Origin of the sequence: Treponema sp. UBA753, assembly GCF_002297325.1 — a bacterium.
Classification (GTDB): domain Bacteria; phylum Spirochaetota; class Spirochaetia; order Treponematales; family Treponemataceae; genus Treponema_D.
The window spans coordinates 1,017-12,118 of sequence record NZ_DBKJ01000129.1; the positions used below are offsets into that span (position 1 = coordinate 1,017).

Genomic DNA, 11,102 nt, shown 5'->3' on the forward strand with positions numbered 1-11,102 from the left:
TGAAACTGTAGAAGAACCTGAAGTCGCGGAAGAGCCGGAAATTGCAGATGAAACTTCAGTTGAAGATTTTCCAGAGCCAGATATTTTTGAAGCTCCAGAAATTGCAGATTCAGATGAAGAAATTCCGCAGCAAGAAGCAGAAAAAGATGATTTGGATGTAAGTTCTTATTTGGATGAAGCTCCTGACTATGACATGACAGGTGTAACGGTAACGCCAGAGGACTTGGAAAATATTTCTGAAGTTCCAGCTGAACCGGAAGTTCCTGACACATTCGAAGAAGAAGCCGCTTCCCTTTCAGATGAAGTTTCAACAGAAAATCTTGAAAACGAAGAAGAAAAACAGACATACAGCGTCTTCACTTGCAAAGACAATTCAAATACAAGTACAATAGAAGAAACTTCCCATGAAGTTTCAGAAATTCAGCAAAATGAAAATGAGCAGCCACTGGAGGAAAATATGCAGACAGAAGATTTTCAGAATGAAGAAAAAATTGACAATTCTGCAATCTTAAATAAAATTGCGGAAGAGCTTGCTTCTTTAAAATCTGAAATAAACGGATTAAAAGATGAATTTGAAGAACTCAAGAAAAACGGAGTTGCTTCTGAAAAAGCGGCTGAAATTCAAAATATAGAAGAAACAGAAATTCCAGCGGAAGAACAGCCTGCAGAAGAAATGCCAGAACCAGAAGAACCTGTCGTAGCAGAAAAAGAAGACACAGGTTTCTTCAATGACACAGATGAAGATGATACAATTGCGTTGAGCGGCGACGAGCTTAGCAATATTCTTAATTCAGCAGAATTCACTTCGCATGACGCAGAAACAATCGACACTGCAACAGAAGAAGAAAATGAACCAGCTGAAGAAATTGAAGAGCCTGTTGAATCAGATGTAACAGAGAATTCAGAACCTCAGCAGGAAGAAGAAATAACAGTTCCTGCCGCAACAGAAGATTTTAAAGAACCTGAAATTTCAGAGCCAGAAGAAATCGCAGAACCTGAAATAGACATTCAGGAAGAAAATTCAAAATCAGAGACAGAAGAACCGCTTCAGCAGGAAGAAGAAAAAGCAACTATAACAGACGAAGATATTCCTTCACCTACTTTGGAATCGCTGAATATTCAAAATACAGAAATAGAAAACGAGCCGCTCACAGAAGACAACATTGAATACCTTACAAGTGAAGTACCAGAAGAACTTCGTGAAGAAGAAAATGAAGCGGAAGATGAAAATCTTGAAACAGGAATCAGCGAGCATCCAGTAGAAAACGTATTCTCAAATTGGGAAGCCGCTCCAGAACCCGAAACAGAAAGTCAGGATTCTAAAGAAAGCTCATCTGAAGCACCAGTAGAAATCAAAGACCGCTCAAATGAAATTCCAGCTGATATGAAAGCTGAAATAAAATCTGTGCTTGCATACATGGATCAGCTCTTGGAAAATCTCCCGGAAGACAAGATTGCTGAATTTGCGCAGTCAGAGCAGTTTGAAACATACAAAAAGCTTTTTGCAGAACTTGGACTTTCATAATAAGAAGGATTCAAGAATATGATTGAAAAGAGCCATGTTTCCATTTGGAAATGTGGCTTTGTTTTTATAAAACTCGGAGAAAAAAATTGATGGAATTTTCAACAGCAACAAACGGCGAAACAACTTGCACTGAAAATGGATTCCGCCTGCACTCTTCCTACAATCCATCAAAAGAAGCCGAACGTTTTTGCAACACAGCAGAGTGTTCTTTTTATCCGCGTTATGTGCTCGTAACAGAGCCTGCCCTTTCATACTGCGTTCCATTTCTTAAAAAAAAATTCAGCAATGCAATATTATGCTGCATAAGATTTTCAAAAGAATTTGAAAGTACAAATTCAAACTGGGATAAAATTTTTTACGCCTACGGAAAATCACAAAAAACAAATCCACTTCTTGAAGAAGAAATTTTCAACTTTATGGGAGACGAAGGAATTTCATCATGTCTTTTTCTTTCATGGAAACCAAGTGAAAATCCATTTAAAGAGCTTTACGAATTTTCATGGGAGGAAATAAAAAAAGCTGTTTTAAAAAGCAGAAGTGTGCTTGCGACAAGAACTTTTTTCAGCAAAAGATGGGCAAAAAATGCGCTTAGATTTTCAATGTTCTGTAAAAATACTGCGCTGATAAAAAATGGAACATCAGACATTGTTGTGTGCGCAAGCGGACCAAGTTTAAAATCAGATATTCCGTTTTTAAAAAAATACCGGGAAAGATTTTTTTTAATAGCAGTTTCCTCATCTCTTTCTTCGCTCATTTTCAATGGAATCACACCGGATTTGTGCATTTCAACTGACGGCGGATACTGGGCAAAACTTCATCTTGTGCAATTATGCAATTCAAAAAAAATTCCGCTCGCATTGCCAGGAGAAGCCTCATGCTTTGCATCAATACTGGAAAGAACTAACATAATTCCACTTTTCTATGGAGACGGCTGTTCAGAAGAAATTTTAAAAGCTTCAGGCTACAGCGGGCATTCGGCATTTAGAAATGGCAGCGTAAGCGGAACTGCATCTTATTTGGCACTGTCAATCACAAGCGGAAAAATTTTCTACTGCGGACTTGATCTTTCATTTTCAAAAGGATTTTCGCACACACAGCCAAATGAACTTGAAAAGCGGAATTCAGTTTTTGACAACAGAATACGCACAAGCGAAACTCGAAATTTTTCTTCAGAAACAAACACAGCTTCAATTAATATTTACAAAACATGGTTTTCTTCAAATGATTTTTTCGGACGGATTTTTAGGCTAAGCGATAATTTTAACTATGATTCGAAACTTGGAAAAATAAAAGATGTTGACTGGATTCTTTTTGAAAAACAAACTTTTGATTTTAAAAACAAAACAAAGCCTCAGATAATTGAAACACAAAATATTTTTAGCAAAGAACAAAGAATAAATTTTTTGCGCGACACTGTAATAAAAAACATTTCAAATCCAGAATGGATAAAAAACGCACTTCCCGCCGAAGCCATATCTTTGGAAAGATGCAAAGACTTGTGCGAAAAAGAAAAAATTGAAAAAAGAATTCAAGAAGGAATGAAAATGTTTTTTTGTGATATAATGAAAGCTCTAGGAAGAAATGTCGCAATATGATTTATTCAAAAGAAATAGCCGAAGCAAAAAACGGAAGCAGAATTCCATTATTTAAAAATGGTAAACCTGCAAATTCAAAGTACAATCCTGATGCAGAGCAAATTTTATTTGAAGCTTTGCCAAAAGGTTGCATTATTGTTGCAGGAATTGCTGGTGGATTTCATATAGAAAAACTTCTTAGTGAAAAAAATATTTCTCTCATAATTGCAGTTGAAGCAGATTCAGAAAGTCTTGAATTTTGCAAACAGTTTTCATCCACAAAAAAAATAGAAGAATGCAAAAAAGCAATACTATGCGACAAATCAAACCTTGAAGAAATTCTTTACACAAAATACTTTCCTGTGCTTTACAAAAACCTAACGCTAGTTTTTAACAGAGCATGGAAAAATGAAAATCCTCAAATAGCACAAGAAATTTCTTCTACTGTAAAAAACTTTCTTGAAAAAGTTTCAGCGGACTATTCTGTTCAGGCGCATTTTGGAAAATTATGGCAAAGAAATATTTTGTTAAACCTAAAATTTATTTCAGAGCATAACAATGAAAATTTTTTTTCAGTAAATATTGAGCAAGACAAAATAAAAAAAACAGCAGCAATAGTGGCCGCAGGTCCAACTCTGGATTTTTCAATAGAAGAAATAAAGCATGGGGACTTTTTTGTAATTTCAACTGACACCGCTTTTGGCACACTTCTTCAAAACTCAATAATTCCAGATGCTGTTATAAACATTGACGCGCAGCACATTTCTTCCGAGCATTTTTTCTGCGCACACAACGAAACAAAAACAACATTCATTTTTGACTTATGTTCAAATCCTGAATCTGTAAATCTTGTTTATAACAAAAAAAACAAAGTTCAATTTTGCACAAATCAGCATCCACTTTCTCTTCTTGCCGCAAAAAACATGGATATAAAAAAAATTGAATCGGGAGCAGGAACGGTAACAATTGCAGCAGCAGACTGGGCAAAAAGCTGCGGATTTCAAAAAATAAAATTCTTTGGAGCTGATTTTGCATACAGTTTTGGAAAGCCATATGCAAAAGGAACGTATCTTGAAAAGCAATTTTTCTCAAAATCAAATAGAATAATTTCCGCAGAAGAAAAATACGCCGCCTTAATGTTCAGGACTGAACTAGAAAAAATTCCAGGTAAAGAAAATTCATTCACAACAGAAGTTTTAAATCGATACAAAAAATCACTTGATGAATGGGCGGAAAAAAACTTCTTCAAGCTGAAAAATGGAATTTATATTTCAGATAAAAAAATAAAAACAGAAAATTTCAGCACAAAAAACAATTTCAATTATTCAGAATTTTACATCCAGTTTACACATGGAATAAAAGAACTCTTAAAAAATCCGGATCCGGAAATAATTTTACAAAGCAACTGGGGGCTTTCAATTTTGCCGACTCTTGCTTTTTTTAAAAACAACACACTTTTTGGCAGTTTAAAACTTGCATACAATCAGGCTCTACGATATAATTGAAGATTATGAGAGCAAAAAGAAATTCGATTTTTATAACAACAATCTGTGCTGTATACATTTTGTCATTGCTAGTTTTTATTATTTCACTTGCTGCAGAATATAAACAAGGAGCTTTTAATTCCCAGAACAGATTCAATTCAATTACAAGGGATTTAAGCAGAATCAGCAAAAACTATGCACCGCAAAGCAAAAAGTTTTATGATGAATTTCTAGCTTCGCTCGGAAATATTTCAGACATAGCAGGTCTTCAAATCAAATATGGCGAAGAACTGATTTTTTCTTATCCTGGAAAAATGTCAGAATTTGAAAAAATAAATTCTTCACTTGTAAAAATTTATTCAACAACAGTTTTCACAGAAAATGGAATTCCGCTTTCGCTCACATCTTCTGTATATTTGCTCAAGCCTGTTTCAATTTTTTACAAAGGCCGAATCGCTTTTATAGTTGTAATAATTGCAACAATAGCAACAGCGGCATATCTTGCCTTCTTCATAAAAAATGGGACTTTCCCAAAAGAATCAGAAAATGATGAACTGGAACAGACTGAATACCCTGAAATAGAATCCTACGATGATTTTTCAGAAGAAAAAGAAGAACAAAATGATGAAGAGAATATAAATGAAGAAAACGAGGAAACATCAGAAAATAGCATAGAACAGGAAGAAGAGCCTCAAGAGCAAGAAGAAGATGTTTTGGCATTTTTAAATTCTGAACCAGAAAAAGAAACAAACAATCAGACAGAACTTTCACTTTCAGAAGATAAAAATGAAGATTCCACGGAAGAAGAGCCATCAGGACTTTTCTGCCCTAGCACAGGGTTTGGCTGGGAACAATATATGCTCACGCGCCTTGACAGCGAGCTTATAAGATCTGCTTCAAGCGACCAGGACCTGTCATTATTCACAATAAAAATTAAGGACATTGACTGGAATTCCGCCTGCGGAAAAGAAATCAGCAAAACAATTCTTGAGAAAGTTAAATTCAACGATCTTGTTTTCAATTATAAAGAAGACGGAGCAAGCGCAATTTTCCAAAATCAAAATACAGATAAATCTCTTGTAATTGCAGGCGACTTGCATACAGAAATAACTTCCGTTCTTTCAAAATACAATGAGCAGCATTTTGTAGGAATAGGAATTTCATCACGGACATTGCGCCTAATTTCTGCAACACGTCTTGCAAACGAAAGCGAAGAAGCCTTAAACAGAGCCGATGCAGACTCACCAATAATTGCATTTAGAGTGAACCCTGAACGGTACAAAGATTTTCTAGCATCAGAATCATTTCAAGAAGAAACAACTTCTTTAGGACAAAAAGAAAACAAAATCGCAGAGGATAAGCAGGAAGAATAATTATTCCGACTTTTCTTCCTCAATATTCGATTTCTGCGCATTAGCATTTTGCGCTGGCAAAAATTCTTCTAGTTTTTTCTTTATTGCAGGAATCGACTCTTCATCTGGAAATTTTTCTTCAAATATTTTAAATTTTTCATTCGCCTCTTCATATTTTTTTTCAGAGACAAGAACAGCAATAAGATTTTTTAGAACTGAAGAATTGTCTAGATTATTTTCATAAATAGAAGAATATAAATTTTCAGCTTCTTCTAAATTGCCGCGCATAGCTTCTATATAGGCCAATGAAGTTTTTAAGGTTGTATTTTCTAAATCATTCTGCAAAAGCTGTTCAAAAGAATTCTGTGCTTCATCCCAGTTTTTTAAATAAACATTGCAAAGCGCAATTTCATAAAAAGCATAGTCATGCAAAGAATCTGATGTCAAAGTTTTTTTATAATATTCAATAGCTTTGCTGTAATTTTCCAAGCTTTTATAATTTTCCGCTATTGAAAAATATTCTTCAAAAAGATTTCTTTCTACAACTTTTTTTTCACAAGGAATGGAAGTTGCACATCTACAAAAAGCAAATGGCAACAGAAAAAAAAGAAAAGTCTGGATTTTCATTTTTTTACAGATTCTTCAATAACTTTGTCATCTACAACTTTATAATGTTTTCCGGTAATCGGATCACGCAAAAATAATTCTTCAATTTTATTTTCTGAAATCTCAATTCCAGAAATTTTCAAAGTAAAATCATCAGTCTGTTCAACCGCGCCGCCCGTCATTGCAAAAGAAAGTCCCAGCAAAGAGCGCAACGCAACTACACTTCTTTTATCCAATAAATGAATGCTGAAAGAAAGCTCATATTTTCCAGAATATTTGGCGGAATCTTTTTTATCAGAAAAATAGCAAAGAGAACCAAAGATAGCGTCTGTTCCAACATTTATGCTCTGCCCTATGAGACTTCTCAAATACTGGCCGGGTTTAGTTATGTAAAAAAGAATTTCACCTTGAGACAAATCTTGTGCAATCCAATTTTTCCAAGCGGTTTCTGGAGCTGGATTATTTTCCGCAAATTTTTTTAGAAGAAAATCAACATTTTGTGCTGCGCATACTAAATTTGAAGAAGGAAATGAAGCCTGAAATCCATCCGATGCATGAGTAAACTTTTCAAAAACTTTTTCATTGTAAGAGACAAAAGATTTTTCCCAGCCATTTTTCTTTGAAAGCGACGACTGAACCACAATGCGGGGAATAGAAGTTTCTGATACAATTTGAAGACGAGAGCGGTCTTCTATAGTTCCAAGACCTGCATACAAAATTTCTGTTCTTGAAGCAATAGCTTTTGCATCTTTCTCAGCAAGCCCCGAAATTCTGGAGCAAAGAATTTTTGAAACAAGCTCCTGGTTTTTGCTTGCAGGAACACTCATATAAATGCTTGAATTTTCTTCAAGTAAAGAAAGCGGATCAACATTTTGAACTTCAATCTCCACTTTAGAAGATTTGCATCCAAAGAAAATCAACACAGCAATAAAAACAGGAACAAGTTTCTTTTTCAAATCAGCCTCCAGAATTTCAACAAGAAAGAATTTAAATTTTCTTTACAGAAACAGTCCATTTTGCATCTTCGCAGTCAATTTCAGTTCCAGAAATATTTTCATTCCAAACGGCAGAAGACGCAAGAGTTTCCCCTGATATAAAATCCTTGAACATTTCAAATGCGGATTTTAAAACTTCAGAGCCGCCAACAGAAAGTTCAATTCGGTCTGTAACTTCAAAACCGCTTTCTTTTCTAAGATTCTGAATTCCACGAACCAAATCACGCACGTATCCTTCTTTCTTTAGCTCATCAGTAATTTTTGTATCAAGTCCAACAGTCAAAGTTCCATCATTTATAACTTTTAAATCCTCTTTTTCAAAACGCTCAACAAGAACATTTTCCTGATTCAAAGAAACGTCTTCGCCATCAACTTTTATTGCAACAGTTTTTCCGTCAAGAATCTGTTCAATCTGCTCTGTTGAAAGCTTTGCAATTTCAGAAGCGGCAGCCTTCATTTTTCCGCCCAGTTGTTTTCCAAGGACCCTGAAATTCGCCTTTGCCTTGTATTCAACAAGTTCATCTTCGCGCTCATGGAAAATTACATTTTTAACATTCAATTCTTCGGCGATTGTGTTCTGCATATCTGAAAGAACTTTTTTCTCTTCAGAGTTGCGTGTAACAAGAGCCACACTTGCAAGCGGCTGGCGGTTCTTCAAGTTAAACTGATTGCGAAGGCTTCTTCCCATTGAAACAGCTTTTTGAACACTAGCCATTTTGAACTCAAGATCTTCATCGCGGAATTTTTCATTATAAACAGGATAATCCATTAAATGAACAGATTCCTTGTCTTCAGAAGTTTTTAAGTTCTGCCACAGTTCTTCAGATAGGAACGGAATAAAAGGAGCGGCAACAAGCGCAAATGTTTTCAAAGCAGAATAAAGAGCTCCGTAAGCTTCAAGTTTGTCCGCATCGCTTCCAGACTTCCAGAAACGCCTTCTGTTTCTGCGGATATACCAGTTGTTAATCTGGTCAATAAAAGAAAGCATAGGATCAATTGCCGCGCTAAGGTCATAATCATCCAAAGCAGAAGAAACGTCCTTTACCATTTTCTGCGCAACGGAAAGAATCCAACGGTCAAGAGGATTTTCAGGAAGCTTAGAATCAAACTCATGTCCAGTGCAAGTAACTCCGTCAATGTTCGCATATTGAACAAAGAATGAATAAGAATTCCAAAGCGGAAGAATTATGCTTTTTATTACATCACGCACGCCTTCATCCGAATAGCGAATTTCATCAGCTTTTACAACTGCCGAATGCATAAGGAAAAGACGGATTGCATCTGCGCTCAGCTTATTAATAGCTTCGTTAGGATCTGTATAGTTACGCAAACTCTTGGACATTTTTCGTCCGTCGCTTGCAAGAACGATTCCGTTTACAATGCAGTTTTTAAACGCAGGCTTGTCAAAAAGGTTTGAAGCAAGAACAGTAAGTGTATAAAACCATCCGCGTGTCTGATCAAGTCCTTCACTTATAAAATCAGCCGGGAAATGGCTTTCAAAATATTCCTTGTTTTCAAAAGGATAATGCTGCTGTGCATAAGGCATTGAGCCAGACTCAAACCAGCAGTCAAAAACTTCTGGAATGCGCTTCATTGTTCCGCCGCATTTTTTGCAAGGAATAGTTATTTTATCAACAAACTGTTTGTGTAAATCTTCAGGATAAACTCCGCTAAGCTCTTCCAGTTCTTTTCTTGAGCCTACACACAAAGTGTCGTTGCAGTCAGGACATTTCCAAATTGGAATAGGATTTCCCCAGTAGCGGTTTCGGCTGATTGCCCAGTCTCTAGCTCCAGCAAGCCATTTTCCAAAACGGCCTTCTTTTATATGAGATGGCTGCCATTTTATCTGTGAATTTGCCTTTAAAAGACGTTCATGCTCATCAGCAACCTTTACAAACCAAGAGCCGATTCCTCTGTAAATCAAAGGAGAACCGCATCTCCAGCAATGCGGATACTGGTGAAGAATCTGATCACGCTTTACAAGCTTGCCTTCTTTCTTCAAGCGGTCCATTATGTCTTTGTCGCAGTCTTTTACAAAGCGTCCTGCATAATCTGTAACTTCTTTTGTAAATTTACATTCAGCGTCCATCGGCTCAACAGAAGGAATTCCTGTTCCCTTGAAAACCTTAGAGTCCTCTTCTCCAAATGCAGGAGCAATATGAACAATTCCCGTTCCATCTTCTGTTGAAACATAGTCAGCATTGAACATTCTAAAAGCGCCATCGCTTCCATCTTCCTTTACAGCCAAGTCCTTAAAATAAGGAAAGAGAGGCTCGTACTTTGCGCCAATAAAATCTTTTCCGCTTTTCTTATAAACAACTTCATAATCAGTTTCGTTCTTGTAATAAGCTGAAAGGCGGCTTTCTGCCAAAATATAAAAATCTCCGCTTTCCTTGTCTTTTATTTTTACATACTCAATGTCCGGTCCCATGCAAAGACCTTCATTAGAAGGAAGCGTCCAAGGAGTTGTTGTCCAGGCAAGGAAATAAGTGCTTCCGTTCTCCATTTCAGGATCTTTAAATGCAGCTGGAGCTTTTGTTACTTTAAAACGAATTGTAATAGCAGGATCCTGTTTTTCTTTGTAGCCTTGGGCAAGCTCATGCGTAGAAAGAACTGTCGCGCATCTTGGGCAATAAGGAAGAATGTACTTTCCCTCATAAATCATGCCTTTATCCCAAAGAGATTTTGCAACCCACCAGATTGATTCCATAAAGTCAGGATTCATTGTCTTGTAGTCGTTGTCAAAATCAACCCAGCGTCCCATTCGAGTGATTGTCTTGCGCCATTCTGAAGTGTACTTTAAAACTGAAGCGCGGCATTTGTCATTGAAATTTGCAACACCGTAAGCTTCAATCTCGTGCTTAGAGTTAATTCCAAGCTCTTTTTCTATCAAATTTTCAACAGGAAGACCATGGCAGTCCCAGCCGAATCTGCGCTCAACTTTCTTTCCCTTCATTGTCTGATAGCGCGGAATTATATCTTTTATTGTAGACGGAATAAAATGACCAAAATGAGGAAGTCCAGTAGCAAAAGGAGGTCCGTCATAAAAAACATATTCCTCTGCGCCTTCTCTTTGTGAAACAGACTTTTTAAAAGTTTCGTTTTCTTCCCAGAATTTTAAGATTTTTTCTTCCTGCTTCGGAAAATCAGCTTTTGAATCTACAGGATTGTACATCGCATTCCGTCCTTTTATAAAATTAAAAATAAATTTTAGCACAAAATTCTTTAGTCTGAATGCAAAACACAACAGAACTAAAAAGAAAATATGAAAAAGTTTCAAAAATCAGACGAATTCTAAAACTACTTTCATTATATCAAATTGAATCAAAATAATCTATAAACAAGAAAAATTCAAAAATAGTTTTTTACGCTGATAACTTTAACCAAAAACACAAATATATTTTTAATTCATGTTAATTTCTATATGTCGAAATTGAAATTCCAATTGTAAACTTTTTATAGTGGAAATCTAAACGGAGGAAAATCCTTTTTAAGCTGTCCAGACAACAGCTCCACTGCCGGGGATGTCTAATAAGTTCTAAATGATTGCAATATATGCATTTAGA

General features: G+C 36.0%; 6 protein-coding genes and 1 pseudogene. 4 read left to right on the forward strand and 3 right to left on the reverse strand.

Features of this window, described 5'->3' with window-relative positions:
• The 4 genes and pseudogenes from B4C08_RS10190 to B4C08_RS10205 all read left to right on the forward strand — a co-directional run.
• A pseudogene (locus tag B4C08_RS10190) lies at positions 1-1,525 on the forward strand (hypothetical protein); the annotation flags it as partial.
• A gap of 89 nt (positions 1,526-1,614) precedes the next feature.
• A complete protein-coding gene (locus B4C08_RS10195; protein ID WP_296665072.1) occupies positions 1,615-3,120 on the forward strand; it encodes a 6-hydroxymethylpterin diphosphokinase MptE-like protein in 1,506 nt (501 codons plus the stop codon).
• A complete protein-coding gene (locus B4C08_RS10200) occupies positions 3,117-4,604 on the forward strand; it encodes a 6-hydroxymethylpterin diphosphokinase MptE-like protein (protein WP_296665074.1) in 1,488 nt (495 codons plus the stop codon). The genes B4C08_RS10195 and B4C08_RS10200 overlap by 4 nt, the downstream gene beginning before the upstream one ends.
• Positions 4,605-4,609: 5 nt before the next feature.
• A complete protein-coding gene (locus tag B4C08_RS10205; protein WP_296665076.1) occupies positions 4,610-5,956 on the forward strand; it encodes a hypothetical protein in 1,347 nt (448 codons plus the stop codon).
• Here the strand turns inward: B4C08_RS10205 and B4C08_RS10210 are convergent, their stop codons facing one another.
• From B4C08_RS10210 to ileS, 3 genes are all read right to left on the reverse strand, one after another.
• Positions 5,957-6,424 (reverse strand): tetratricopeptide repeat protein, encoded by a 468-nt coding sequence (locus B4C08_RS10210; RefSeq protein ID WP_296665078.1) that lies wholly within the window; start codon positions 6,422-6,424, stop codon positions 5,957-5,959. It lies immediately after the preceding gene.
• A 134-nt stretch (positions 6,425-6,558) separates the two neighbouring features.
• Positions 6,559-7,497 (reverse strand): hypothetical protein, encoded by a 939-nt coding sequence (locus tag B4C08_RS10215; protein WP_296665080.1) that lies wholly within the window; start codon positions 7,495-7,497, stop codon positions 6,559-6,561.
• A gap of 31 nt (positions 7,498-7,528) precedes the next feature.
• Positions 7,529-10,711 (reverse strand): isoleucine--tRNA ligase, encoded by a 3,183-nt coding sequence (gene ileS / locus B4C08_RS10220; RefSeq protein ID WP_296665109.1) that lies wholly within the window; start codon positions 10,709-10,711, stop codon positions 7,529-7,531.
• Between the last annotated feature and the right edge of the window lie 391 nt (positions 10,712-11,102).

Bases quoted from the DNA above. Each gene is read 5' to 3' on its own strand.
- B4C08_RS10205 (WP_296665076.1), top strand. From the start codon at position 4,610: ATGAGAGCAAAAAGAAATTCGATTTTTATAACAACAATCTGTGCTGTA.
- B4C08_RS10200 (WP_296665074.1), top strand. From the start codon at position 3,117: ATGATTTATTCAAAAGAAATAGCCGAAGCAAAAAACGGAAGCAGAATT.
- B4C08_RS10195 (WP_296665072.1), top strand. From the start codon at position 1,615: ATGGAATTTTCAACAGCAACAAACGGCGAAACAACTTGCACTGAAAAT.
- ileS (WP_296665109.1), bottom strand. From the start codon at position 10,711: ATGTACAATCCTGTAGATTCAAAAGCTGATTTTCCGAAGCAGGAAGAA.